We start from the raw sequence: 24,256 nt of genomic DNA on the forward strand, positions 1-24,256 counted from the left end.
CTCGCCCGGCAGGAACACCAGAATGCCGCCGCCGGTGGCGCGGGTCTCGCGCTCGGCCTGAACCACCAGGTCGACCAACGCGTCCAGCCGCCGCGCCTGCGGGCCCAGCGGGCGGTCCAGCCAGCGGGTCTGAACCGGAAAACTGCGCCCCTCGGATGTCACAAGCGGCGCGTGCATCAACCGCGCCACCGGATCGGCATCCAGCGTGGCCGACATTGCCAGCAGGATCAGGTCGTCGCGCAGCGCACCGGCGACCTCGAGACACAGGGCCAGCCCCAGATCGGCGTTCAAAGAGCGTTCGTGGAATTCGTCGAAGATCACCGCACCCACACCGGGCAGGTCGGGTTCGGATTGCAGCATCCGGGTCAGGATGCCTTCGGTCACCACCTCGATCCGGGTGGCTTTCGACACTTTCGCCTCGCCCCGCACGCGATAGCCGACGGTCTGGCCCGCGCGTTCGCCCAGTGTCTCGGCCATGCGTTCGGCGGCGGCGCGGGCGGCCAGCCGCCGCGGTTCCAGCATCACGATCCGCCCGTCGCACAGGCCGGCGTCGCGCATCGCCAGCGGCACGCGCGTGGTCTTGCCGGCCCCGGGCGGAGCCTGCAGCACTGCGCGGCCGCGCGCGCGCAGCGCGGCGATCAGGTCGGGCAGGGCATCGTCGATCGGTAGACGGGTCATGCCGCCTTATCGCCAAAGCCCCGTCCAAGGTCCAGAACGCCTGCGTCAAATCCCGCGCGCGGCGGTACTGGACAAACTCGGCCCATCCCCGTCATCTAGGGCAGATTTCGACGAAGGACCCCGCCCATGACCACAGCCGAGCTTGCCGACAGGATCCTCAAAGGCGACCGCCGGGCGCTGGCCCGCGCGATCACCCTTGTCGAAAGCACCCGCGCCGATCACCGCGCCCAAACGGCGCAGCTGCTCGACGCTCTGTCGGGCGCCGGGCGGCAGGCGCTGCGCATCGGCCTGTCGGGAACGCCGGGGGTAGGCAAATCCACCTTCATCGAGAGTTTCGGCATGATGCTGATCGGGCAGGGACTGCGGGTGGCGGTTCTGGCGGTCGATCCCAGCTCGGCCCGGTCCGGCGGCTCGATCCTAGGCGACAAGACCCGGATGGAACGCCTCAGCCGCGAGCCGAACGCCTTCATCCGCCCCTCACCCAGCCAGAGCCACCTAGGCGGCGTCGCCCGCCGCACGCGCGAGGCCATCGCCCTGTGCGAGGCGGCCGGGTTCGACGTGGTGCTGATCGAAACGGTGGGCGTGGGCCAGTCGGAGACCGTGGTGTCGGAAATGTCTGACCTGTTCCTTCTGTTGTTGGCCCCGGCCGGCGGGGACGAATTGCAGGGCGTCAAGCGGGGCATCATGGAGATGGCCGACATGATCCTTGTGAACAAGGCCGACGGCGACCTGAAAGCCACCGCTACCCGCACCTGCGCCGATTATGCCGGGGCGCTGCGCCTGCTGCGTAAACGCCCGCAGGACCCCGAGGGATTTCCCAAGGCGATGACAGTCTCGGCGGTCGAGGAGCGCGGCCTGGACCAGGCCTGGGCCGAGATGCAGGCCGTGGCCGACTGGCGCAAACAGAACGGGCATTGGGATGCCAACCGCGCCGAACAGGCCCGCTATTGGTTCGACCAAGAGGTGCGTCACGCCCTGCTCGCCAAGCTGGAGACCCCGCGGGCCCGGTCCGAGATGGATCGGCTGGGCGCCGAGGTCGGGGCAGGGCGGCTCAGCCCCTCGGCCGCGGCTGAACGGATGTTGCAGGCGCTTGCGCAGATCTAGGCGCCCTGTGGGCGCGGCAACGAAAGCTTTGTGCAGCAGCGTGTTGTCATGTAGCCTGAACGCGAAAACCGAGGCCGGCCGGCTGCATTTGACAGGGCGCCATATCTTGCACGCAGGACGGGCAAACGCGACGGGACGGGCCGACCATGCCCAATATCAACGGGACGAATGGCAACGACAATATCGATGTCAGCAATGACAGCGGTACGCTGAACGGCTCTCCGCAAGGCAGCCCGATCGACGGCATTCGCGCGCGTGGCGGCAATGATGTCGTGACCGTTTCCAACAGTACGATTTCCGGTTCGGTGCGCGGCAATGCCGGGATCGACACGCTGACGATCATCAACAGCTCCATTGGCGGTCGCCTGACCGCCGGTGCCGACGACGACACCGTGACGGTGCAAGGCTCGACCATCGGCAACATCCGCCTCGGCAGTGGCAATGACACGTTGACGCTGCAGGCAACCTCGGTGTCCGGCGACATCCAGGGCGGGTCGGGTAGCGATACGCTCAACTTGCCGGCCGGGACGGTCGTCACCGACAGCAGCTTTGGCACGTTCACTGTCGTCGATGGCACCAGCTATTCTCTAACCAGCGGATCCTTCGCCCTGCCATCCGGCCAGACGATCACCTATTCGCAGTTCGAAAAAGGATCCGGCGTCCCCTGCTTCACCCGTGGCGCGCGCATCCTGACACCGCATGGTCCGGCGCCCATCCAGAACCTGCGCCTTGGGCAGCTGGTCCGGACCGATTCGGGCGGCGACCAGCCGATCCGCTGGATCGGATGTCGCGCGTTCAGCGCGACCGAGATCCGGGCAAACCCCAAGCTGGCCCCGGTGCGGATCCTTGCCGGTGCGCTTGGGGCCGGGCTGCCTGCGCGCGATCTGCTGGTGTCTCGGCAGCACCGGATGCTGGTCCAGTCCCCCATCGCGCGGCGAATGTTCGGGCAGGATCAGGTGTTGATCCCCGCCATCAGGCTGACGGCGCTGCCGGGCATCTTCGTCGATGACGCCATTCCGGGGGTGGAGTATTTCCACCTGCTGTTCGACCAGCACCGAATCGTGTTTGCCGAGGGCGCTCCAACCGAAAGCCTGTTCACCGGCCCCGAGGCGCTGCGGTCGCTGGGCGCAAAAGCGCGAGAAGAGATCCTCGCCATCTTTCCGCAATTGGCAGGCGGGGTTCACGTGTCGAACCCGGCTCGCACCATTCCACGCGGGCGCCAGCAGGCCCGATTAATCGCGCGGCACCTGCGCAACGCAAAACCGTTGCTGGCCGAAAACTGGGGTGCGGGAACATGATCGGGAGGGGGAGCAAAGATTTCGCGCTACCCGTCTTGACCCTTGAAGCGATTCCCACTAAACGCATCCAACCAGTTTTCGGGCGCGACTTCGGGTTGCGCCCCTTGTGATTTGGCCGCGTGCAGCAGCCCGGCCCACCAGAAACAAAGGATGAAACCATGTCGCGCCGTTGCGAACTGACCGGAAAAGGCCCGATGACTGGCAACAATGTCAGCCACGCCAACAACAAAACCAAGCGTCGCTTTCTGCCCAACCTGAACGACGTGACCCTGCAGTCGGAAACGCTGGGTCGCGGCGTCAAGCTGCGCATCTCGGCGGCTGCCCTGCGCTCGGTCGACCACCGCGGTGGTCTGGACGCCTTCCTGGCCAAGGCCAAGGATGAGGATCTGTCCCCGAACGCACTGAAAGTGAAGAAGGAAATCGCCAAGGCACAAGCCTCGGCCTGATTTCCCCACAGGTCTTGTTTTTAGCCCCCGTGCCTGTTGGCGCGGGGGCTCTTCGTTGCGCAGACATCTTTGTACGGGTTTGGGCCTTCGCGGGCGCGCATCCTTGACGCCAAACAATTTCGCGTCAAACGGTGAAATTGTTCACATACAATGCGCGAGAATCTTCTTAAGCATGTACGTATTGCAGCGGCGGAGCGATGAGATGTCTGCGAAAACCTCCAAATTTCTTTCAGTCCTTTCGACAATTCTGGTCGAGTCGGTATCCATTTGCACCCGGATGCAACGGCGGGTGAACCGCCTGCACACAGGCCTGACGACCCAGCGCGACGACCGCGATTTTTTCTGACCTCCCTGACAACTGGACACGGGGCAGCCCATTTTTTGGCCGCCCCGTTTTTTTGCAGCGCCAAACTGTCTCAGGCGGGTCAATCCCCTTGTCGGATTTCCTCGATCGCGCCTATACCTCGGGCGAGATGACCCGGACCCTGCGTACGATCCTGCCGATTGCCCTGTCGCTGCTTCTTGCGCTGACAGCACAGAGCGTTGCCGCCTCGCGCGGCATGGACAGGGCCGTGGGGCAGATGGTGCTGTGTACCGGCACGGGGCCGGTCGTGGTCTACATGGACGAAAACGGCCAGCCGACCAAGGCGCCGCATTATTGCCCGGACTATGCTCTCAGTCTTCTGGGGGCGGTGTTTGCCGACCAGCTACCGCATCCTCATGCACCGGATCGGGTCCAGCCCGGCCCGCTGCGCGGAACCTCTGATTTGGTGGTCGCGCTGGTCCACGGTCAATCGGCCAGGGGGCCTCCGATCCGCGTCTGAGATCGTTTCCAAAACATTCAGACACGTTTCAAGGAGAGGCCCAAATGCGCTTCCAATCCACTTTTCTGGCCACTTTGGCTGCTACCGTCTTGTCCACCGCCGCTTTTGCCGACAGCATCATCTCGGTCGAGGATGCTTATGCCCGATCCTCGGGCATGAACGCCAAGGCCGGTGCGGCATTCATGATGATCAAGAACACCGGCGACATTGATGACCGGTTGGTTTCGGCCCAGTCGGACGTCGCCGCGCGGGTCGAGCTGCACACGCACAAGATCGACGAGAACGGCGTCGCCAAGATGATGCAGGTCGAGGAAGGCTTTGCCATCCCGGCCGGCGAAGCCCACATGCTGCAACGTGGCGGCGACCACGTGATGTTCATGGGGATCAAAAAGCCGTTCGAGCAGGGTGCGAAAATTCCGGTCACGCTGGTGTTCGAGCAGGCCGGCGAGGTGCAGGTCGAGATCCCAGTCGATCTCGAGCGCCAGGACGGCCACATGAAGCATTCGAACTGAAGGCACGCCTGTCTTCGGGCCGCGCTGCGGCCGTCATCCATGCGTCAGGCCGGGCAATGCCCGGCCTGTTTGCGTCGGCCTTATCTGTTGACGGTGCGGATGGTCACCCGATCGCCCGCGCGCTTGAACCGGGCCGCCATGAACAGCATGACCGCGGCGAAAGCCAGCGCGGAAAAGGCGATGGCCCAGCCCAACGCCACCAGCCCGCTGCCGGGCCAGAAGATCAGCACCAGCCCGATCACCAGCGCCACAAGGCCCGAGTTGCGTACCGTGGCTCGCTCGGGGTCCAGCGGGTGCATCTGACCCAGCGACATCAGCGACCCGATGCCGATGATCAGCGCCCAGGCCCCCAGCAGGAAGAACGCCAGTCTGGCGGTGCCCTCGGGCCAGATCAGCAGGACCAGCCCGATCAGCACCGCGCCGAAACCCGCACCGCCGATCAACCCGCGCCGGCCAAAGCCTAGCAGCGTCAGCCCGCCATCGAGGATCAGCAGAACACCCACCAGTCGCAGCAGCAGCGCGATGCTGCCGGTAGGCCAGAACAGCGCCGCGATGCCCACCGCCCCCGCCAGCAACCCGCGCAACAGGAAGGTCCACCACAGGTCAGCAAGGGTTTCCCCTAGCGCTGCACGCCCATCCAGCGCGCCGTCATCCAAGACCTCGCCCTGCGGCCTGTCCGGTTCGGTCATTGCAAACTCCCTGTCTGGTTTGGTTCAGCATAGCCTGCGGGGCGGCCTCAAGTCACCTCTGAGCCAACAGGAGATCGACCCAGTGCGGCACCACCTGCGTTGCCGGTCCGAACAGGGTCTCGTCGAAACTGGATACGCCTGCCGAGGGCTCCAGGTTCAGCTCGACCGTTCGCGCGCCGGCGGCGATCGCCTCGTGTACGAAGGCCGCGGCCGGGTAGACCTGTCCCGAGGTGCCGATGGCCGCGAAGATATCGGCCTGCGCCAGGTGGCCATAGATCTGATCCATGAAATACGGCATCTCGCCGAACCAGACGATATCGGGCCGCGCGGTCAGACCGGCGCAGGCGGGGCAGGATTCATACACAGCCATTTCGGCCGGGGCGGGCCAGCGGTGGCCACAGGCCGCGCAGAGCGCGCCGGCCAACGTGCCGTGCATGTGGATCACACCGGTCGCGCCCCCGGCTTCGTGCAGGCCATCCACGTTCTGCGTCACCATCACCACCTCGCCGGGCCAGTCGCGCTGCAGCCGGGCCAGCGCCCGGTGGGCCGCGTTCGGCTGCGCCTGCGCCGCCTGCACCCTGCGCGCGTTGTAGAAGGCGTGAACCAGCGCGGGGTCGCGGGCAAAGCCCTCGGGAGTGGCCACGTCCTCGATCCGGTGTTGCGCCCACAGCCCGCCTTCGTCGCGAAAGGTGCCCAGCCCGCTTTCGGCCGAAATCCCGGCCCCGGTCAAAATCACGATCTTTCCCATCCGCCCTCCGCGCGCTACACCCGAGTCATGTCACAGCGTATCCTGTTTGTCTGCCTCGGCAATATCTGCCGCTCGCCCGCCGCTGAGGGCGTTTTCCGCGCCCGCGCGCACCACCACGCCGCCGACAGCGCCGGCACCTCGGACTGGCATGTGGGCGATCCGCCCTATGGCCCAATGCAGCGCGCAGCCCGTGCCCGTGGGCTGAACCTGAGTGACCTGCGCGCGCGACAGTTCATTGCCGCCGATTTCGACCGGTTCGACCTGATCGTCGGGATGGATGACGGCAACATCGCCAAGATCGAAGCGCTTCGCCCGGCGGGCAATGAAACCCCGGTGCGCCTGCTGACCGATTTCGCGGCCCAGACCGGCGCCGATCATGTGCCCGATCCGTATTATACGCGCGACTTCGACGGCGCGCTGGATCTGATCGAAACCGCCGTCGACGGGCTGATCGCGTATCTGGACGCCTAACCTCCGATCACCCTGAACTGCCCGGACAGCCAGGGCAGACGGGTCAGGCAAGGGTCGATCATCTGGCTCTGCATCAGGTGGCGGGTCATGCCGGCCACCTCGCGCGGGACCTGATCGGACCAGTCGGACCGGGTGAACAGGGAAATCCTGCGCGACGCAGCGCCGAACGGGGCGGGGTGCACCTCGAGCCCGTCATGGAACCGGGCGGCCCGCATGTAGCCCAGCGGCGTGGTGATCGCCCAGCCCAGCCCGCGCGCGACCATCGCCATCAACGCCAGGTGCGAGCCGATCTCGAACCGGTCCTCGAACTCAAGCTGCGCGCGGGCCAGATGGCTTTCGATCTGGCGGCTGATCAACTGTTCGCGCGCATAGCGCAAAAACGGAAGGGATCGCAGGGCTTCCTCGTCCACAGCGCTGCCGTTGGGCGCCACAAGGATGAACGGGTCCTGCACCAGCGGATATTCGACCACGTCCTCCAGAACCTCGCCGCTGTGAGCCGATACGGCCATGTGCAGGCTCTGGTCTTCGAGCGCGCGGAACAGATCCAGGCTGGACAGGGTGATCAACTTGAACCGCGACCGGGTCAGACGCTCGGCCAGAAGCGTGGCCAGGCGAGGGGTCAGGTCATTGTCGAAATCGTCGATCAGCCCGATCGACAGGGTTGTCAAATGGCCCAGGTCCATGACCGAAAGCTCGCTTTGGGCCATCTGCAGCTCGGCCAGAACCGCCTCGGCCCGGGCCAGAAAGCTGCGCCCGGCGGGCGTCAGGCGCATGGGGCGGCGGCCGTGATCGACCAGATCGGTGCCTAACGCCTTTTCCAGATTGCGCAACTGCTGGCTGACCGACGGCTGGCTGAGCCCCGTGATCTCGGCGGCCTGCGCCACCGAACCGGTCCGCGCAAGGGCCGCAAATACTTCCAGCCCACGCAGGGTCAGCCCCTTCATTCCCATGCAACACACCTTTCGCTGCGCCATTCCTGCGGTTCGGCACAGGTCAGGTCAAGCACTGGCCCGTTGCCCTCCTAGCTGCAACTGGCCTGAGCGACCTGCCCAAAGGCCTGATACCGTTCCCACAAAGCATCGTCGCGGGCGCTTTTCGACATTTTGATTGCCTGCGCCTGGTTCGGGTCGGTAAACCATTTGGCGATGGTTTTTTGGTCGCTGCGGGTCAGCACCTGGTCGGCGACGCTCTGGATGCAGTTGCACCGTTGCCGTGTCGCGGCGGTGCGGTCCGACGCCAGACAGGCCCGTTTGATCTGCGCCGCGTCGGACATGGCCGGCGCCACCGCCGTCAGCGTCGATGCGCAAACCGCAATCAATAGGAAGTGTTTCATGCTCATGCCTCGCTTTGCCTGCCCGGAGAGGTCTTGCGCCTCTCTCAGCTGCGCGCAGTATGAATCAAACCTCGATCCCGATCAACACGCATCATCTCATGCATCAGCGTCGCGCCTTCGCGACGGGTCAGAGCAGGCCGGGCAATTACCATGCGCGCAGCCCCATCGAGGTCAGGGAAGAACAGCGCATCTGGCGTGCCCGACTGCGCCGCCGATACCAGCAGGCTTTCGGAAAGGGCGCCGTTGGCGCGTACGATGGCGTGCCGGTCCAGCATGAAATGGTGATACGTCACCGTGAGGGCCGGCGACAGCGCAGCAGCGCCCGCGTCGACAAGGCTGATGGCCGGCACGAAAACCTGATCCATCCCGAACATCAACTCAACCGACGGATGCGCAACCAAAAGCCGGTGCTGCTGCGACACGCACAGCGGAGCCGTATTGTCCAAGGTTCCCGCTGGTATCGTTACCATGCGGAACCGTCCGGCGGCGATCACGCTCTGCCGACCGACCCACTGCACCGGCTGACACCCGTGATCCAGCGTCCAAACCCGGTCGCCCACGGCAAGATTCTCGACCGCGATCTGGCCGCGCTCGGTCTCGATCAGGGTGCCGGGCGCATAGCAGATCGGCGTGACATAGGCGCTTGAATCGAAATTGGGCCCTTCCTGCGCGCTGACCACCGTCAAAGGGACGCCTGCGGGCGGAAAGCTTCCGGGTCCGCCGATGAAGGCGAGCCCCTCGACGGTGGCATAGCTAGGCGAGGAGTTGTTCACGTTGAACGCCACCGCCTGCCAGGTATTGGTGCCGTCGGTCAGGGTGATGCCGTATTCGGCCTCGACCTGCGTGCCGCTTGTGAACAGCGTTCCGTCAATGGTCTGGTCTCCGTTCAGCACCTGATCGGAATCATTGTCGCGAAAATCGGTGTCGGCGCCGGCGTCGGAGATGAATATTTCGGTCGGGTTGACCGTGTTGAAGGTGATCGTCTGCCCCACCAGGTGCGAGCCGTCCCCTTGGGTGACGCCGTCCAACTGTTCGCCGCCCGAGATGGTCATCTGCGATTCGCCCAAAACGTAGATCGAATAGTCCGCCATGTCCTGCCTTCACGCCTCGCCCGGTGCCGCAGCTTCGCCTGTCAGTCCCAACAACGGGTAAACGTCGGTTGCCAAAGTCGCTCGTGACCCCTTCTACCCTGCGCTTCCCTGCTTGACGAGGTGACAATCTGCGGACATATCCCCCTTCATGACAGACCTCGCTCATATCCGCAATTTCTCCATCGTCGCGCATATCGACCATGGCAAATCCACCCTTGCCGACCGGCTCATCCAAGAGACCGGAACGGTGCAGGATCGTGACATGAAGGAACAGCTGCTCGACAGCATGGATATCGAGCGCGAGCGCGGCATCACCATCAAGGCCAACACGGTCCGCATCGACTATACCGCCGACAATGGCGAAAAGTATGTGCTGAACCTGATTGACACCCCCGGCCACGTGGACTTCGCCTACGAGGTCAGCCGCTCGATGCGCGCGGTCGAAGGCTCTTTGCTGGTGGTTGACTCGACGCAAGGGGTCGAGGCGCAGACGCTGGCCAATGTCTATCAGGCCATCGACGCCGACCACGAGATCGTGCCGGTGCTGAACAAGATCGACCTGCCGGCCTCCGACTGCGACCGCGTCGCCGAACAGATCGAGGACGTGATCGGAATCGACGCCACCGACGCCATTCAGGTCAGCGCCAAGACGGGGCAGGGCATCCACGAAACGCTCGAGGCGATCGTGCACAAGCTGCCCGCGCCCAAGGGCGAGCGCGACGCGCCGCTCAAGGCGATGCTGGTCGACAGCTGGTATGACTCCTACCTCGGCGTGATCGTCCTTGTGCGCATCATGGACGGCGTTCTGAAAAAAGGGATGCGTGTCAAGTTCATGTCGAACGGCACCCTGCACCATGTCGACCGCGTCGGCGTCTTCCGCCCCGAGATGCAGATGGTCGACAGCTTGGGCCCGGGTGAGATCGGCTTTCTCACCGCCTCGATCAAGCAGGTGCGCGACACCCGCGTCGGCGACACCATCACCAATGACCGCAACGGTGCCGAAACCGCTCTGCCGGGCTTCAAACCCGCGCAGCCGGTGGTGTTCTGCGGCCTCTTCCCCGTGGACAGCGCCGAATTCGAAGACCTGCGCGACGCGATCGAGAAACTGGCCCTGAACGACGCCAGCTTCTCTTTCGAGATGGAAACCTCGGCCGCGCTGGGCTTTGGCTTCCGCTGCGGCTTCCTGGGCCTGCTGCACCTCGAGGTCATCCGTGACCGCATCGAACGCGAATACGATATCGAGCTCATCACCACCGCGCCCTCGGTGATCTATCACGTCTACATGAAAGACGGCGAGATGATCGAGCTGCACAACCCCGCCGACATGCCCGACATGTCCAAGGTCGACCACTTGGAAGAACCGCGCATCAAGGCCACCATCCTCGTGCCGGATGAATACCTTGGCGACGTGCTGAAACTCTGCCAGGACCGCCGCGGCATCCAGATGGACCTGACCTATGCGGGGCAGCGCGCCATGGTCGTCTATGACCTGCCGCTGAACGAGGTCGTCTTCGACTTCTACGACCGCCTGAAATCGGTGACCAAGGGCTATGCCAGCTTCGACTACCAGATGACGGGCTACCGGCAGGACAACCTGGTCAAGATGTCGATCCTGGTGAATGACGAGCCCGTGGACGCGCTGTCGGTCATGGTCCACCGCGACCGCGCCGAGACCCGCGGCCGCGCCATGTGCGAAAAGCTGAAAGAGCTGATCCCGCGCCACATGTTCAAGATCCCGATCCAGGCGGCCATCGGCGGCAAGGTCATCGCCCGCGAGACCCTATCCGCGCTGCGCAAGGACGTGACCGCGAAATGCTATGGCGGAGACGCCACGCGGAAGCGGAAACTGCTGGAAAAGCAGAAGGCCGGCAAGAAGAAGATGCGCCAGTTCGGCAAGGTCGACATCCCGCAGGAAGCGTTTATTTCGGCGTTGAAGATGGACAGCTGAGGCTGTCCATCTTCGTGTCTGTTGGCGCAGTAGACTGCGGGAATAGATGTTGGGACTCTTGGAAACGGTTGGGCTTGATAGTCAACGGGTACACCGTGAAAGCAACTTTCTAGCTAGCCGCTGAAGTCAAACGGAGCGGTGTTCCGAAGTGAGAGTTCTCCAAAGCCGGATCATGATGTAGAAGTTCCAAGCGCTTTTTGTACTTCAACTAGGCCTTCTATCAATTTCCCAAAGTGGTTTCTGGCAACGTTCTCTGTAAATTTCCGGTCCTTATTCTCAATCCAATCTTTTCGCTCTCGTTGAACTTCGTTTTCAACCTTTTCCAGAAGCGCATGCGCCTCATAGTGCCTAACATAGTATTTCAGTGAACAGTCAGCGTATTCCTTGATCGCGTCGCGATAAGATTGAAGGATTATCGTAGCTTTTTCTACGATTTCTGAAGAGACGGCTGAAACTCGTTCTCTCTCTCCCTCTATTTCTGCTGCTCCGTGGACATATCCGTCGCGAAACCGCGCTTTCTCCTTTTCGCAGGCTCTTACTATTTCTTCGAGCCTTTTAAGGGCATCTCCCTCTAGCTCTTCAGCCTTTGCTTGGCGGAAATTGTTTCGGATTTCTTCTGCCATTTTGGGGGCAAGTATCCAAGCGGCCCCTGAAACTATGATCATCGTGATCGGAGAAGCGAGTACGGCAAGTACGGCAAGCCAGTTTGTGGATTCCATTTGAACTGTTTCCTGACGATGAGTTTCATTTGGAGGCAATGCAGCGCGACTCCTCTTTAGGTTGAAATGAGTCTATGTCAATCGACAAGATTAAAATGCAGGCTTTGGTCGCATCTTAACGTGCGCCGGCGATCGCGATCCGCTCGCGCATCAAACGTCAAATCTATTCCCGACCAATGTCTAGTATCCCGGTAAATGCCTTTCAAACGGTCAACCCCAATGTCGGATCGCCAAGCCATGCTAAAGCGGATAAACTTGGTAGGTGGCAGCAAACGTAGGATAGGTGTTCACGCCCATCACCCATATCAACCCACCCACCCAGCGGCCCCGCCGGGCCGCGCCGACCCGCTCCCGTCAAACCGAGGGTTTGCCTTCGGCAAAACTGGCGGCGCGTTTGCGCCCCGGGGCTCCGCCCGTTCGGCCCTGAAACGGTCCACCGGACCGTTTCTTAAACGGGTCTCACCCCCTCGGGCCGGCGCTGCCGTCATCTCTGCTGACCAACCGCCACACGCGCGCTGGCCGCCGGGCACGATTTCACCCGACCAAGGTCCGCTGAGCCGGAGAGCGTTTCGTGATAACCTCCGTCCCTCACCATGGGAGGATATACCGATGAAACATCTGACGATCGCATCCGCACTCTGGCTGTTCGCCGTGCCCGCTTTCGCATCTCAATGCCCCACCGACATCGCCGCCATCAACGCGGCGCTGGCGGCAGGCACCGAGCTCAGCGACGAGCAGGTCGCGCAGGTCGAGGCCCTGCGCGACGAAGGCCAGCAACTGCACGACGCCGGGGATCACCAGGCCTCGGTCGATACGCTGGCCAAGGCCAAGGACATGCTCGGCCTGAACTGATCCTGCCACCCGTCGACAAGTCTGGGAGGGGCCTCCCCGCAATGTGAGCCACTTCACAGCCCCGCTGACCCGCACCTGCTAAGATTGACCCAACGGAAACCAGCGGCGGAGGCCCCATGTCCATGATCCCCATCATCGCGTTTGGATCGGCGGGTCTCTATTCCGTGGCCATGATCTCGATGAAGTTCTGGTGGAAGCTTCCCGGCCTCGGGCTGGGGCTGCTGATCGTCGCCACCTTGCTGGCTGCCGCCACGCTGGAACTCGCCGCGCTGCGCGACGAACGGCTGGGCATCATCTATACCGGCATTCTGGGGGCCGAGGTCGTGCTGATCGCCATCGCCTCTTTCTTTCTGTTCGGCGAGTCCTTTTCCTACCGCGAGGGACTGGGCATCACCCTCGTCATTATCGGCACTGCCCTGGCCTGGGCCTGATCCCACCTTGCCGCAACCTGCGCGACACGGGTGCGGAAAGGGCGCCCCGCCGCACGGAGCGCACCAGTTCGGCGTGGTTCTATCGGGCTTTGCCCTTTACGCGTATCAGCCCTGCAGAGACCTGACTTCTACATCGCCCTCGGCCTGCGCCTTGATGGCCAACGCAGCGGCGTGGCTGGCTGCGGCCGTGGTATAGTAGGGAATCTTGTCATACAAAGCGATCGAGCGGATCGCCTTGCTGTCCTCGATGGCCTGCGCGCCCTCGGTGGTGTTCATCACCAGCTGCACCTGACCGTCCTTCAGCATGTCCACCACGTCGGGGCGGCCTTCATAGACCTTGTTGACCACGTCACAGGGTACGCCCTGGCTGTCCAGCCAGGTCTGCGTGCCGCGCGTTGCGACCAGCGTAAAGCCCTGTTCCACCAGAACCTTCGCCGCCTCCAGCATCAACGCGCCCTTGTCGGCATCCTTGATCGAAATGAAGGCCCGCCCCTTGGACGGCAGCACCATGCCGGCGCCCAGCTGCGCCTTGAGGAAGGCGCGGGGGAAGTCGCGGTCCCAGCCCATGACCTCGCCGGTCGAGCGCATCTCGGGGCCAAGGATGGTATCGACGCCGGGGAAACGGGCAAAGGGCAGCACTGCCTCTTTCACCGAGAACCACGGCATGTTCGGGTCGGCCAGGGTCATCTGGTCGGCGATCTCGGTGTCTTGGCCCTCCTTGTAGGGCGGACGCTGCGGGAAGTTCGACAGCGGTTCGCCCGCCATCACCCGCGCGGCGATCGAGGCAATTGCGCTGTCGGTTGCCTTGGCCACGAAGGGCACGGTGCGGCTGGCGCGCGGGTTGACCTCGATCAGGTAGATCTCGCCATCCTTGATCGCGAACTGCACGTTCATCAGGCCGACCACGTTCAGCGCCTTGGCCAGCTTGTAGGTCTGCTCCTTGATCTCGGCGATGACCTCGGCCGACAGCGAGTAGGGCGGCAGCGAACAGGCCGAGTCGCCGGAATGCACGCCGGCCTCTTCGATATGCTGCATGATGCCCGCCACATGCACATCCTTGCCGTCGCACAGCGCATCCACATCCAGCTCAACCGCACCGGCTAGGTAGCTGTCGAGCAGAACCGGGCTGTCGCCCGAAACCACCACGGCCTCGTTGATGTAGCGCTTCAGCTGATCCATGTCGCGCACAATCTCCATCGCGCGGCCACCCAGAACGTATGACGGGCGGATCACCAGCGGGAATCCGATCTTCTCGGCTATTTCCAGCGCTTGCGCGTCGGTCGAGGCGATACCGTTCTTGGGTTGCTTCAGCCCCAGCTGGTTGACCAGCGCCTGGAACCGCTCGCGGTCTTCGGCCAGGTCGATGGCGTCCGGCGAGGTTCCGAGGATCGGGATGCCGGCCTGTTCCAGCGCGTTGGCCAGCTTCAGCGGCGTCTGGCCGCCGAACTGCACGATCACGCCGTGCAGGGTGCCGTTCTCCTGCTCGACCCGCAGAATCTCCATGACGTGTTCAAAGGTCAGCGGCTCGAAATACAGGCGGTCCGACGTGTCATAGTCGGTCGACACCGTCTCGGGGTTGCAGTTGACCATGATGGTCTCATACCCGGCATCCGTCAGTGCGAAACAGGCGTGACAGCAGCAATAGTCGAACTCGATCCCCTGACCGATCCGGTTCGGGCCGCCGCCCAGGATGACCACCTTCTTGCGGTCGCTGGGGCGCGCCTCGCATTCGACTTCGCCCATCGTGGGGGCCTCGTAGGTCGAATACATGTAGGGCGTCTGCGCCTCGAACTCGGCGGCGCAGGTGTCGATGCGCTTGAACACCGCCTTGACGCCCAAGTTGTGACGGGCGCGGCGCACGTTGTCCTCGTTGCGGCCGGTCAGCTTGGCCAGACGGGCATCGGTAAAGCCCAGCATCTTGACCGCGCGCAGGCCCTCTTCGGTGACCGGCAGGCCGTTCTTGCGCAGGTCACGTTCGGCCTCGACGATCTCACGGATGCGCGCGAGGAACCACGGATCGAACTTGGTGACCGCCTGGATCTCGTCATCCGACAGCCCGTGACGCATCGCCTGCGCGATGGTGCGCAGCCGGTCCGGCGTCTGCTGGCTGATCGCCTTGATAACATGCGCCTTGTCGTCGCTGGTTTCGACAGCGCCCCAAGGGCCGATGCTCAGGCCCGAAATTTCGACCTCGTCAAAGCCGGTCAAGCCCGATTCCATCGAAGCCAGCGCCTTTTGCATCGATTCGTGGATCGTGCGCCCAATCGACATCGCCTCGCCCACCGATTTCATCGCGGTGGTCAGGTAGGGTTCAGCGCCCGGGAACTTCTCGAAGGCGAATTTCGGGATCTTGGTGACCACATAGTCGATGGTCGGCTCGAAGCTGGCAGGGGTGACCTTGGTGATGTCATTGTCCAATTCGTCCAGCGTGTAGCCCACCGCCAGCTTGGCCGCGATCTTGGCGATCGGGAAGCCGGTCGCCTTGGACGCCAGCGCCGACGAGCGCGACACGCGCGGGTTCATCTCGATCACGACCATGCGGCCGTCGGCAGGGTTCACTGCCCATTGCACGTTCGAGCCGCCGGTTTCCACGCCGATCTCGCGCAGCACGGCGATCGAGCCGTTGCGCATGATCTGGTATTCCTTGTCGGTCAGGGTCAGGGCAGGGGCCACGGTGATCGAGTCGCCGGTATGCACGCCCATCGGGTCGACGTTTTCGATGGAACAGACGATGATGGCGTTGTCGGCGCTGTCGCGCACCACCTCCATCTCGTATTCCTTCCAGCCCAGAAGGCTTTCGTCGACGAGGATCTGGTTCACGGGCGAGGCATCCATGCCCGAGCGGCAATAATGGATGTAGTCCTCGCGGTTGTAAGCCACCCCACCGCCAGTGCCGCCCAGTGTAAAGGCGGGGCGTATAATCGCGGGCAGGCCGATGTTTTCCAGCTCGTCCAAGGCCATCTGCACGCCGGCATCCAGATCGGCAGAGCCATCGGCCTTTTTGGGAGCGGTGATGATTGTCGCCTTGGGGTTTTCAAGGCCCAGGCGGTCCATCGCCTCGCGGAACAGCTTGCGGTCCTCGGCCATCTCGATGGCCTCGCGCTTGGCCCCGATCATCTCGACGCCGAATTTTTCCAGAATGCCCATCTCTTCCAGCGCCAGCGAGGTGTTCAGGCCGGTCTGACCTCCCATCGTGGGCAGCAGGGCGTCAGGGCGTTCTTTTTCGATGATCTTGGCGACGACCTCGGGCGTGATCGGCTCGATATATGTGGCGTCGGCCAGTTCCGGGTCGGTCATGATCGTGGCGGGGTTCGAGTTCACCAGGATGACCCGATAACCTTCCTCGCGCAGGGCCTTGCAGGCCTGGGCGCCGGAATAGTCGAACTCGCAAGCTTGCCCGATGACAATGGGCCCCGCCCCGATGATCATGATCGACTGGATGTCGGTTCTCTTCGGCATGGCCTGGTCCCTTCGATTCTGCACGAGTCGCGGGCGCCGCCCAAGCGCCCAAATTGTCGTGCGTTATAGGGACCCGGGCAAAAGGTGCAAGGGGGATCGGAAACGGAATCGAAATTGCCGCTTTCCCCCCTTTCCCTTGGCACCGTATTCTCTATATGCCGCGGAACGGTAGATGAGGAAGCAATTGCGCATTCGTTTCGATCAGGGACCCGCCGGTCCGGGCACAGGTTTCGACCGGCCTACCCAGGTGATCCGCGCCGACCGGGCGGAGCAGGTGCCCCATGCCTTGGCGGCGCTGGATGACGCGCGCGCGAAGGGCGGTTGGCTGGCCGGTTATGCCAGTTATGAGTTGGGTTATGCGCTCGAGCCGAAGCTGACCGCAAGGCTGCCCGGAAACCGTCGATTGCCGCTGTTGTGCTTTGGGGTATTCGATGGCCCGAGCGTGCACGACCTGCCGTCCGGTGCAGCCGGGCTGACTGCGTGTCAGCCGCGTTGGAGCGAGGCGCGCTATACCGAAGCCTTCCGCGCCGTGCATGATGCGATCGGGGCCGGGGACATCTATCAGGCCAACCTGACATTTCCCATTGACCTGGAAACCGAGGGCAACAGCGCCGCGCTCTACGCCGCGCTGACCGCCGGACAGCCGGTCGGCCATGGCGCGCTGGTCCAGCAGGACGGGCTGCCCGATCTGCTCAGCCGCTCGCCCGAGCTGTTCTTCCGCACCGATGCCGACGGGATGATCGAGACCCGGCCGATGAAGGGCACCCAGCCGCGCAGCGCCGATCTGGCCGAGGATGCGCGTCGGCGGGATTTCCTGTCCTCGGACGAAAAGAACCGGGCCGAGAACCTGATGATCGTGGACCTGCTGCGCAATGACATCAGCCGCGTGGCGCTGCCGGGAACCGTTCAGGTGCCCGAGCTGTTCAAGGTCGAGACCTACGCCACCGTGCATCAGATGGTGTCGCTGGTGCAGGCGCGGCTGCAGGTGGGGGCCGGGCTGTCCGACATCCTGACGGCGCTGTTTCCCTGTGGTTCGATCACCGGGGCGCCCAAGATCCGTGCGATGGAGATTCTTTCGGATCTGGAGCCCTGGCCGCGCGACATCTATTGCGGCACCATTGGCTGGGCCGCCCCGGATGGGCGGTCGGAATTCAACGTCGCGATCCGGACCTTGATGGTCGAGGGCAATCGGGCCACGCTGAACGTCGGCGGAGGCGTCGTCTGGGACAGCACTGCCGCGTCGGAATATGAGGAAGCGCTATGGAAAGCCCGGTTCGCGCACCAACTGAGCCTGATTTCCGTCTGATCGAAACCTTTGCGTTTCGGCCCGGGCAGGGCTTTGTGCGGCTGGAGCGCCACCTGCGGCGCATGGCGCGCACGGCGGATTGGCTGGGTGTTCGGTTCGACGTGCGGCGTGTGGGCGAGGTAGTGGCCGGCGTGGCCGGCGCGGACCCGCTGCGGTGCCGGTTGACTCTGGACATGACAGGCAAGCCCGAGGTCACCACGGGGCCTCTGGCGGACAACCCGCCGGGCTGGACGGTGGGCATCGCCACGCCGCGGCTGATGTCCTCGGACATCTGGCTGCGTTACAAGACCACCCGCCGCGCGATCTATGATCAGGCGCGGGCGGAATTGCCCGACGGCGTGGACGAGCTTTTGTTCCTGAACGAACGGGATGAACTGTGCGAGGGCACCATCACCAACCTGTTCGTCGAAACGGAAGGCGGGCGCCTGCTGACACCGCCGGTTGCGGCGGGCCTGCTGCCGGGCATCCTGCGCGAGGAGTTGATCGAAACCGGACGCGCGGTCGAGGCGGTCTTGACCCTGCATGATCTGGCCGCCGCGCACCGGGTCTGGATGGGCAATTCCTTGCGCGGTTTGATCCCGGCCCAAGTGATATTGCCATGAGCGACCGCAGTTCTGCGCGTGGATTGCAGGTGTCGAACCTGCGCCTGAAGGCTGAATTCGTGGCGTTCTATGTCGCGGTCCCCTTGCTGATCGCGGTTCTGTTTCCACCCGACTGGATGTTTCCGGCCCTGTTCTTCTTCACCGCTGGCGGGACCGCCCTGCTGCACCGCACTCAGGGCTTTTCCTGGGCCGAGCTGCGCTATGGCTGGCGCAACTGGCGCTGGGCCGAGGTGATCGGGTTCTCATTCGCAATGGCGGCAATCTGTGCGGCCTTGGTGATGGCCACGCGCCCCGATGCGGCCTTTTATCTGCTGCTGAACCGGCCGGAATTTCTGGTCGTGATCTGGCTGGGCTATCCGTTGCTGTCGGCGCTTCCGCAAGAGCTGCTGTTCCGCACACTGTTCTATCGCCGCTATCACGCGATTCTGCCTGACGGCACGGCCTTGCCGTTGCTGAACGCCGGGCTGTTTGCCTTTGCCCATCTGATGTATTGGAGCTGGATCGTCGCCGCGATGACATTCGCGGGCGGGCTGCTGTTTTCCTGGGCCTACCGAAAGCGTGGGTCGTTCTTCTATGCGGTGCTGCTGCACGCGATCGCGGGCAACATCATCTTTGCCGCCGGGCTGGGCGTGTTCTTCTATTCCGGAAACGTGCAGCGCCCGTTCTAGGGGCTCTACTCGGCGGCGTTGCGCATGTCTTGACCCGGCTGATACAGATAGTCCCGCGTTAACGGCACCGCGTCGCGGCGATGGCCCAGTTGCAGTTGGAAAACGGTCTGGTCGCGCTCCTCGAACACCAGGATGCAGGCGGTCAAGTAGAACCGCCACATGCGGATGAACCGGTCGTCATACATCGCGCGTACCTGATCCAGGTTGCTCTCGAACCGGTCGCGCCAGGCGCGCAGGGTCAGGGCATAATGCAGCCGCAGGCTTTCGACATCCAGAAACCACAGGCCGGTGCGGGCCACGGGTTTGACGATTTCCTCGAGCGACGGGACATAGCCGCCCGGGAAGACGTACTTGTTCAGCCAAGGCGACTGGCCGGTGGGCGGCCCATTGCGGCCGATGGAATGGATCAACGCCACGCCGTCGGGTTTCAACAGGGCCGCGACCCGGTCGAAATAGGTGCGCAGCTGTGGCGCGCCCACATGCTCCAGCATCCCGACCGAGACGATCCGGTCGAACTGATCCTGCATCTGCCGGTAGTCCATCAGCCGAATGTCGATGCGGTCGGTCAGCCCGGCCTGCTGCACCCGCTTGGTCGCGGTGCGGTGCTGGTTCTGCGACAGGGTCAGCCCGGTCACCTGCACGCCGTGGTCACGCCCCAGCGTCAGGGCCAGCCCTCCCCAACCGCAGCCGATGTCCAGCACGCGCATTCCGGGTTCAAGGCACAGCTTGCGCGCGATATGCGCCTTTTTGGCGGCTTGTGCCTGTTCCAAAGTCATCCAGGGCTGCTGGAAATAGGCGCAGCTGTACTGCATGTCAGGGTCCAGCATCAGCCGGTAGAAGTCGTCGGACAGGTCATAGTGATGCGCAACATTGCGCCGCGCCGAGCGGACCGAGTTGCGCTGCAGGATCGGTCGCAGCAGATACCCGGCCCAGTCCTGGATCTGCTGCAGCAGGGGCAATGACCCGCTGGCCGCGCATCGAATCGCGATCCGCATGGCGCTTTCCAGGCCGCCTTCGTCGACGGTAAGGGTGCCGTCCATGTAGCCCTCGCCAAAAGCCATCTCGGGATTGCGCACCAAGCGCGCCATCAATGCGGGGTCATGCAGGGTGACATGCGCCTCTGGCTGCGTGGCGTCGCCATAGGTGCGCGCCGTCCCGTCAGGATAGGTGATCCGCAGAGTTCCGCGGGTGATGAAACCCCGCAATACGCGATCCAAAACAGTTTGCCACATCGGCCGAACACCTCCTTGCTCAAGGGGCCTGGCTCCCGCGTGCCGGGAAAACTATTCAAGTTCACATGTCCAAAAGATAGCGATTTTTTCGAATTTGTCTGCATTCCGGCCCGCATCGCGCCCCAACCCTTGACTTCCCGACGTGATCGCGGTGTATCGGCGCGACGAATTCAGCGCCCGAAGGGATACCATCCATGCACGCTTATCGCAGCCACACCTGCGCCGATCTGACCGCCGCCAATGTCGGTGAAACCGTCCGCCTGTCGGGCTGGGTTCACCGGGTGCGAGATCACGGCGGCGTGCTGTTCATTGACCTGCGTGACCACTATGGGGTGACCCAGGTCCTGTGCGACGGCGACAGTGATGCATTCAGCGCGTTGGAGAAAGTGCGCTCGGAATGGTGCATCCGCATCGACGGCACGGTCAAGGCGCGCGACCCCGAGTTGGTGAACCCCAAGCTGCCCACCGGCGAGATCGAGGTCTATGTCCGCGAACTGGAAGTGCTGGGCGCGGCCGAGGAACTGCCGTTGATGGTGTTCGGCGATCAGGAATACCCCGAGGAAACGCGCCTGCGCTATCGCTACCTGGACCTGCGCCGCGAGGCGATGCAGCGCAATATGGCACTGCGCTCGGACGTGATCGCCAGCATGCGCCGCCGCATGTGGGATCAGGGCTTCCGCGAATACCAGACTCCGATCATCACCGCATCCAGCCCCGAGGGCGCGCGCGACTTCCTGGTTCCGTCGCGCCTGCATCCGGGCAAGTTCTACGCGTTGCCTCAGGCGCCGCAGCAGTTCAAGCAGCTGATCATGGTGTCGGGCTTCGACAAGTATTTCCAGATCGCCCCTTGCTTCCGCGACGAGGACCCGCGCGCCGACCGCTCGCCCACCGATTTCTACCAGCTCGACCTCGAGATGTCCTTCGTCACCCAGCAGGACGTGTTCGACACGATCCAGCCGGTGCTTACGGGTATCTTCGAGGAATTCGGCAATGGCCGGAAGGTCGACAAGGTTTGGCCGCAGATTTCCTACAAGGACGCGGCGCTGTGGTATGGCACCGACAAGCCCGATCTGCGCAACCCGATCAAGATGCAAGTGGTGTCGGACCATTTCCGGGGGTCCGGTTTCGCGATCTTCGCCAAGCTGCTGGAACAGGAAGGCACCGAGATCCGCGCGATCCCGGCGCCGGGTGGCGGCAGCCGCAAATTCTGCGACCGGATGAACGCTTTTGCCCAGAAAGAGGGCCTGCCGGGCATGGGCTACATCTTCTGGCGCGAGGGCGAGAACGGAATGGAAGCGGCCGGCCCGTTGGCCAAGAATATCGGCCCCGAACGCACCGAGGCTATCCGTCAGCAACTGGGTCTGGGCAAAGGCGACGCGGCCTTCTTTCTGGGCGGCAAGCCCAAGACCTTCGAAAAGGTCGCGGGCAAGGCGCGCGACGTCATCGGCGAGGAACTGGGCCTGACTGACAAGGACCGCTTCGCCTTTGCCTGGATCGTGGATTTCCCGATCTACGAAAAGGACGAGGAAACCGGCGAGATTGATTTCGAACACAACCCGTTCTCGATGCCGCAAGGTGGCATGGAGGCGCTGCAAGGCGACCCGCTTGAGGTCAAGGGCTATCAATACGACCTGGCCTGCAACGGCTATGAGCTGGTCTCGGGCGCGATCCGCAACCACAAGCCCGAGATCATGCTCAAGGCCTTCGAACTGGCCGGCTACGGCGAGGAAGAGGTCAAAAGCCGCTTTGGCGCGCTGTTCAACGCGTTCCACTATGGCGCCCCGCCGCACGGCGGCTGCGCCGCCGGCATCGACCGGATCGTCATGCTGCTTGCGGACGAGGCCAACATCCGCGAGGTCATGATGTTCCCGATGAACCAGCGTGCCGAAGATCTGATGATGCAGGCGCCGTCGGACCCGACCTCGGATCAGTTGATGGAACTGGGCCTGCGCATCATTCCGCAGGATTGATCCGACCCGCTCGCACCTCCCTGTTCACGCGGCCAAGCGAGGTTCAGCGGATGCGCACGTATCCGCGGGCCCGTTAGGTTTTGCCGTGGGCGGCCGGTCTGGGCCGATTGTTTCGGCCGGGACCCTTTCGGCAGGGCGAAGGTCCCAAGACCGCAAGTTTCAATCCAGCCATCCGGGCTGATTCAGTCGATTGACCCGTATGGACCGCGCCTGCCGCCGGGTCTGTCGGTACCACCAGGCGCAAAGCAAAGCGGTGGTGATGAAATACGCAGTGATCATTCAGATTGCCTCGCGCCGTTCAAGGCGGTTTTGCACCAGACCGGCGACACGGGCGGCCAGGACCGTTACGGGGGCGCCTCGGACGCGTGAAATGGCCAGCTGTTGCGCCGCTTCGGCCAGAACGGAGTCACCGGCGTCGCGCGCAACGCCGCGCAGAAATTGCGCCGCATAGTCCAGCGTCCGGTCATCGGCGGGCCCAGTCAGAAGGTCGGCAATGTGAGCCATGTCGTCCTGATAGGCCATCGGATCCGGAGAGATTTCTTCGTCGCGGACTGCATGCAGGTTGCCGGGGCGCCGGTCCTCCGGCAGCAGTTGGAGGATTGTTGTTTGAAAATGAGCCAGCGATTTCAGCGGCTTGGTCATGAAGCCATCGGCCCCGGCCCTTAACGCCAGATCTTGCGTGCCGTCGTCACCGGACATGCCAAGAATGGCGCTGATGCGAGGGTTGGCGATGTTGAGTTCCGCGATCAGATCGGCACCTGAGCCATCGGGTAGGCCCATGTCCACGATGATCACGCTTGGGCGGTAGATCTGAAGATGCCGCCGGGCGGATCTGAGGCAGTCCGCGCGCCGGATACGGGCGCCGCTGTGCAGGCACATCAATCGCAGGGCGTCGCAGGTATATCGGCTGTCCTCGACAACCAGAATCGTCTGCCCAAGCAACGGCCGTGCGGCGCTTGGAGCAGGGGTGGATGCGGCGAAGGGCACCGAATCGTCCATGGCAGAACTCCTTTCAGCAGATGCCTCACGCTAGGAAGATCTGGATAACACAGGGTTAACGCGCGTTTTGGCGCACTTGCCCTTTGCAGGGGCAGCGCCCATAACCGTCGATGACCCGAACAAAGGAGTTTGTCATGATCGGCCGCCTCAACCACGTCGCAATCGCGGTTCCCGACCTCGAGGCCGCTTCGGTGCAGTATCGAAACGCGCTGGGGGCCAAGGTCGGCGACCCGCAGGACGAACCCGATCACGGAGTTACCGTCGTGTTCATCGAATTGCCGAACACAAAGATCGAATTGCTGTACCCGCTGGGCGAAGATAGCCCCATCAAAGGGTTTCTGGAAAAGAACCCTTCGGGTGGCATCCATCACGTCTGCTACGAGGTCGAGGACATCATCGCCGCGCGCGATCACCTGAAGGAGACCGGTGCCCGCGTGCTGGGCAACGGAGAGCCCAAAATCGGCGCGCATGGCAAGCCCGTTCTATTCCTGCACCCAAAGGATTTCAACGGCTGCCTCGTCGAACTAGAGCAGGTCTGAACTGGGCAAGGAGGTTCTTGTATGACCATTACGGCCGCGCTGGTTCTGTTCGCCGTCATCTGGTTTCTGACCCTGTTGGTCGTATTGCCCGTGCGCATCAAGACGCAGGGAGATCTGGGCGACATCGTGCCGGGCACCCATGCGGGCGCGCCGGAAGTTCACCACATGAAGAAGAAACTGTGGATCACCACCGGAATTTCGATCGTCTTGTGGGCGATCATTGCCGGAATCATCGTGTCGGGTGTCATCTCGATCAGGGATTTTGACTGGCTGAACCAGCTTGACCCCGTCGAGTGACACCGGCCGGGCGCTTGCTTTTGCATAGGGGAGTATCGGC

The 24,256-nt window shown here is 63.3% G+C and carries 25 protein-coding genes; 15 read left to right on the forward strand and 10 right to left on the reverse strand.

Annotated features, from left to right (window positions below; genetic code table 11):
• Window positions 1-678 (reverse strand): DEAD/DEAH box helicase (locus AC2FM3_RS11040; RefSeq protein ID WP_496681657.1); only part of this gene is annotated, 678 nt, incomplete at its 3' end.
• A 126-nt stretch (window positions 679-804) separates the two neighbouring features.
• Between AC2FM3_RS11040 and meaB the strand changes: the two genes are divergently transcribed.
• The 5 genes from meaB to AC2FM3_RS11065 all read left to right on the forward strand — a co-directional run bounded on the left by meaB (window position 805) and on the right by AC2FM3_RS11065 (window position 4,862).
• Complete coding sequence (meaB, locus tag AC2FM3_RS11045; protein ID WP_496681660.1) at window positions 805-1,782, forward strand: methylmalonyl Co-A mutase-associated GTPase MeaB; 978 nt, start codon at window positions 805-807, stop codon at window positions 1,780-1,782.
• A 146-nt stretch (window positions 1,783-1,928) separates the two neighbouring features.
• Complete coding sequence (locus tag AC2FM3_RS11050) at window positions 1,929-3,080, forward strand: Hint domain-containing protein (RefSeq protein ID WP_496681662.1); 1,152 nt, start codon at window positions 1,929-1,931, stop codon at window positions 3,078-3,080.
• 158 nt (window positions 3,081-3,238) lie between these two features.
• Window positions 3,239-3,526 carry a 50S ribosomal protein L28 gene (gene rpmB / locus AC2FM3_RS11055; RefSeq protein WP_040634222.1) on the forward strand — a complete coding sequence of 96 codons (288 nt, stop codon included), beginning with the start codon at window positions 3,239-3,241 and terminating at the stop codon, window positions 3,524-3,526.
• A 434-nt stretch (window positions 3,527-3,960) separates the two neighbouring features.
• Window positions 3,961-4,350: a hypothetical protein gene (locus AC2FM3_RS11060; RefSeq protein ID WP_496681665.1), complete on the forward strand. Its 390-nt coding sequence runs from the start codon at window positions 3,961-3,963 to the stop codon at window positions 4,348-4,350.
• Window positions 4,351-4,394: 44 nt separating this feature from the next.
• Complete coding sequence (locus tag AC2FM3_RS11065; protein ID WP_496681667.1) at window positions 4,395-4,862, forward strand: copper chaperone PCu(A)C; 468 nt, start codon at window positions 4,395-4,397, stop codon at window positions 4,860-4,862.
• An 80-nt stretch (window positions 4,863-4,942) separates the two neighbouring features.
• On the opposite strand, the gene AC2FM3_RS11070 is transcribed toward AC2FM3_RS11065, so the two are convergent.
• The gene (locus AC2FM3_RS11070) at window positions 4,943-5,551 is read right to left on the reverse strand and encodes an HdeD family acid-resistance protein (protein WP_496681669.1); all 609 of its coding nucleotides are present in this window, start codon (window positions 5,549-5,551) and stop codon (window positions 4,943-4,945) included.
• Window positions 5,552-5,603: 52 nt separating this feature from the next.
• Window positions 5,604-6,299: an NAD-dependent deacylase gene (locus AC2FM3_RS11075; protein ID WP_496681672.1), complete on the reverse strand. Its 696-nt coding sequence runs from the start codon at window positions 6,297-6,299 to the stop codon at window positions 5,604-5,606.
• A 27-nt stretch (window positions 6,300-6,326) separates the two neighbouring features.
• Here AC2FM3_RS11075 and AC2FM3_RS11080 point away from each other — a divergent pair, with 27 nt between their 5' ends.
• The gene (locus tag AC2FM3_RS11080) at window positions 6,327-6,770 is read left to right on the forward strand and encodes a low molecular weight protein-tyrosine-phosphatase (protein ID WP_496681675.1); all 444 of its coding nucleotides are present in this window, start codon (window positions 6,327-6,329) and stop codon (window positions 6,768-6,770) included.
• Here the strand turns inward: AC2FM3_RS11080 and AC2FM3_RS11085 are convergent.
• From AC2FM3_RS11085 to AC2FM3_RS11095, 3 genes are all read right to left on the reverse strand, one after another.
• Window positions 6,767-7,720 carry a LysR family transcriptional regulator gene (locus AC2FM3_RS11085; RefSeq protein WP_496681678.1) on the reverse strand — a complete coding sequence of 318 codons (954 nt, stop codon included), beginning with the start codon at window positions 7,718-7,720 and terminating at the stop codon, window positions 6,767-6,769. The two genes, AC2FM3_RS11080 and AC2FM3_RS11085, sit on opposite strands and share 4 nt — an antisense overlap.
• A 71-nt stretch (window positions 7,721-7,791) precedes the next feature.
• On the reverse strand, window positions 7,792-8,109 hold the full coding sequence (locus AC2FM3_RS11090; RefSeq protein WP_496681681.1) for a hypothetical protein: 318 nt from the start codon (window positions 8,107-8,109) through the stop codon (window positions 7,792-7,794).
• Between the two features lie 38 nt (window positions 8,110-8,147).
• The gene (locus AC2FM3_RS11095; protein WP_496681682.1) at window positions 8,148-9,194 is read right to left on the reverse strand and encodes a Hint domain-containing protein; all 1,047 of its coding nucleotides are present in this window, start codon (window positions 9,192-9,194) and stop codon (window positions 8,148-8,150) included.
• 148 nt (window positions 9,195-9,342) lie between these two features.
• Between AC2FM3_RS11095 and lepA the strand changes: the two genes are divergently transcribed.
• Complete coding sequence (gene lepA / locus AC2FM3_RS11100; RefSeq protein WP_496681685.1) at window positions 9,343-11,142, forward strand: translation elongation factor 4; 1,800 nt, start codon at window positions 9,343-9,345, stop codon at window positions 11,140-11,142.
• Window positions 11,143-11,312: 170 nt separating this feature from the next.
• Here the strand turns inward: lepA and AC2FM3_RS11105 are convergent, their stop codons facing one another.
• Complete coding sequence (locus AC2FM3_RS11105) at window positions 11,313-11,861, reverse strand: hypothetical protein (protein WP_496681687.1); 549 nt, start codon at window positions 11,859-11,861, stop codon at window positions 11,313-11,315.
• 609 nt (window positions 11,862-12,470) lie between these two features.
• Between AC2FM3_RS11105 and AC2FM3_RS11110 the strand changes: the two genes are divergently transcribed.
• Together AC2FM3_RS11110 and AC2FM3_RS11115 are read left to right on the forward strand one after the other, a co-directional pair.
• The gene (locus tag AC2FM3_RS11110) at window positions 12,471-12,713 is read left to right on the forward strand and encodes a PA2433 domain-containing protein (protein ID WP_496681689.1); all 243 of its coding nucleotides are present in this window, start codon (window positions 12,471-12,473) and stop codon (window positions 12,711-12,713) included.
• A gap of 116 nt (window positions 12,714-12,829) precedes the next feature.
• Complete coding sequence (locus AC2FM3_RS11115) at window positions 12,830-13,144, forward strand: hypothetical protein (RefSeq protein WP_496681692.1); 315 nt, start codon at window positions 12,830-12,832, stop codon at window positions 13,142-13,144.
• Between the two features lie 105 nt (window positions 13,145-13,249).
• Here the strand turns inward: AC2FM3_RS11115 and carB are convergent, their stop codons facing one another.
• Window positions 13,250-16,603, reverse strand: coding sequence for a carbamoyl-phosphate synthase large subunit (gene carB, locus AC2FM3_RS11120; RefSeq protein ID WP_496681695.1), 3,354 nt, complete (start codon window positions 16,601-16,603; stop codon window positions 13,250-13,252).
• 172 nt (window positions 16,604-16,775) lie between these two features.
• On the opposite strand from carB, the gene AC2FM3_RS11125 reads away from it, so the two are divergent.
• The 3 genes from AC2FM3_RS11125 to AC2FM3_RS11135 are packed head-to-tail and all read left to right on the forward strand — an operon-like array spanning window position 16,776 to window position 19,179.
• Complete coding sequence (locus AC2FM3_RS11125) at window positions 16,776-17,909, forward strand: aminodeoxychorismate synthase component I (protein WP_496681697.1); 1,134 nt, start codon at window positions 16,776-16,778, stop codon at window positions 17,907-17,909.
• On the forward strand, window positions 17,864-18,511 hold the full coding sequence (locus AC2FM3_RS11130) for an aminotransferase class IV family protein (protein WP_496681700.1): 648 nt from the start codon (window positions 17,864-17,866) through the stop codon (window positions 18,509-18,511). The genes AC2FM3_RS11125 and AC2FM3_RS11130 overlap by 46 nt, the downstream gene beginning before the upstream one ends.
• Entirely contained in the window at window positions 18,508-19,179 is a 672-nt protein-coding gene (locus AC2FM3_RS11135) for a CPBP family intramembrane glutamic endopeptidase (RefSeq protein ID WP_496681702.1), read from the forward strand. The genes AC2FM3_RS11130 and AC2FM3_RS11135 overlap by 4 nt, the downstream gene beginning before the upstream one ends.
• Window positions 19,180-19,184: 5 nt before the next feature.
• On the opposite strand, the gene AC2FM3_RS11140 is transcribed toward AC2FM3_RS11135, so the two are convergent.
• The gene (locus tag AC2FM3_RS11140) at window positions 19,185-20,411 is read right to left on the reverse strand and encodes a class I SAM-dependent methyltransferase (protein ID WP_496681704.1); all 1,227 of its coding nucleotides are present in this window, start codon (window positions 20,409-20,411) and stop codon (window positions 19,185-19,187) included.
• Window positions 20,412-20,605: 194 nt separating this feature from the next.
• On the opposite strand from AC2FM3_RS11140, the gene aspS reads away from it, so the two are divergent.
• Entirely contained in the window at window positions 20,606-22,381 is a 1,776-nt protein-coding gene (gene aspS, locus AC2FM3_RS11145) for an aspartate--tRNA ligase (RefSeq protein ID WP_496681706.1), read from the forward strand.
• A 279-nt stretch (window positions 22,382-22,660) separates the two neighbouring features.
• Here aspS and AC2FM3_RS11150 read toward each other — a convergent pair whose 3' ends face one another.
• Window positions 22,661-23,380: a response regulator gene (locus tag AC2FM3_RS11150; protein WP_496681709.1), complete on the reverse strand. Its 720-nt coding sequence runs from the start codon at window positions 23,378-23,380 to the stop codon at window positions 22,661-22,663.
• Window positions 23,381-23,514: 134 nt separating this feature from the next.
• Between AC2FM3_RS11150 and mce the strand changes: the two genes are divergently transcribed.
• Together mce and AC2FM3_RS11160 are read left to right on the forward strand one after the other, a co-directional pair.
• Complete coding sequence (gene mce / locus AC2FM3_RS11155) at window positions 23,515-23,919, forward strand: methylmalonyl-CoA epimerase (protein WP_496681779.1); 405 nt, start codon at window positions 23,515-23,517, stop codon at window positions 23,917-23,919.
• A 21-nt stretch (window positions 23,920-23,940) separates the two neighbouring features.
• The gene (locus tag AC2FM3_RS11160) at window positions 23,941-24,216 is read left to right on the forward strand and encodes a DUF1467 family protein (RefSeq protein ID WP_496681712.1); all 276 of its coding nucleotides are present in this window, start codon (window positions 23,941-23,943) and stop codon (window positions 24,214-24,216) included.
• Window positions 24,217-24,256: the final 40 nt, after the last annotated feature.

This window comes from Ruegeria sp. BHSB172, assembly GCF_059613165.1.